The organism is Petrotoga halophila DSM 16923 (genome assembly GCF_002924615.1).
This window is the reverse complement of record NZ_JALY01000278.1, coordinates 1-1,382: the sequence shown is the minus strand read 5'-3', so window position 1 is coordinate 1,382 and position 1,382 is coordinate 1. Positions and strand designations below refer to the sequence as shown.

General features: G+C 38.9%; 1 protein-coding gene. It reads left to right on the top strand.

Annotation, left to right across the window (positions count from 1 at the left end):
* Positions 1-1,382 (top strand): ABC transporter ATP-binding protein (locus tag AA81_RS12970; protein ID WP_103899274.1); only part of this gene is annotated, 1,382 nt, incomplete at both ends.

The window sequence follows — 1,382 nt, the reverse complement described above, 5'->3', positions numbered from 1 at the left end:
AAGGTACTTAGTTTCTCTCAGAACGATATAGACAAGTTTGGAACCGCTTCGCTAATAACGAGAAACACGAATGATGTATACCAAATTCAGATGTTGGTATTAATAATGTTGAATGTGATGATTCTTGCACCCATAATGGCAATAGGTGGTGCTTTTATGGCTATTCGCCAAGACGTTGTCCTTTCTACTTCGCTTTTAGTGATAATCCCACTGATGGGAATTGTTGTATTCTTTCTAATGCGTAAGGCAATTCCACTATTTAAAAGCATGCAAATAAAGCTCGATAACGTCAACCGTGTTCTACGTGAAAAATTAATGGGTGTACGTGTTATCAGGGCTTTTGTGAAAGATAAAAGTGAAGAAAAAAGATTTGATAAAGTTAATAGCGATTTAACCCAAACCTCCATAAAAGTAAACAGATTACTAGCATTAGGTATGCCTCTTCTAATGCTTATTATGAACCTTTCAACCGTTAGTATTCTCTGGTTCGGTTCAATGCGAATAGACAGTGGAGCAATGCCAATAGGCAACTTGACAGCCTTCTTAACATATATCATGGAAATACTCATATCAATAATGATGGCAATGATGATGTTTGTCATGTGGCCTCGTGCAGAAGCATCTGCCGATCGTATCAAAGAGGTATTAGAAACAGAACCTACAATTAATGAACCAGACAAACCAGTTATTTTAAAAAGTAAAAAAGGCACTATCTCCTTCAAAAATGTGACATTCAAATACGAAGGCGCTGAGGAACCCGTACTAAGAAATATTTCTTTTGAGGCTAAACCTGGCAAAACTACCGCAATTGTTGGTAGCACCGGAAGCGGTAAAAGCACTCTTATAAACTTGATCCCACGCTTTTACGAAGTCACCGAAGGGAAGATAGAAATCGACGGTGTAGACATAAGAGAACTGTCGATGGAAAACCTTAGAGACTCACTAGGTTTTGTACCTCAAAAAGCTTATCTATTCAGTGGAACGATAGCTTCCAACCTAGCATATGGTAAGAAAGATGCAACGGAAGAGGAAATGTGGCATGCCTTAGAAATAGCCCAAGCGAAGGATTTTGTAGAAGAATTACCTGATAAACTACAAGCTCCAGTTGATCAAGGAGGAACGAACTTCTCCGGTGGTCAAAGGCAACGTCTATCTATTGCAAGGGCAATTGTCAAAAAGCCAAAGATCTATATATTCGACGATAGTTTCTCTGCTTTGGATAACCGAACCGATGCGAATCTTCGTGAAGCCTTAAAGGAAGAGACTAAAAACGCCACAGTTATAATCGTAGCTCAAAGGGTAAGTACCATACTTAATGCAGACTTAATAATCGTTCTAAACGACGACGGAACAATAGCTGGACAAGGAAAACATTCAGATCT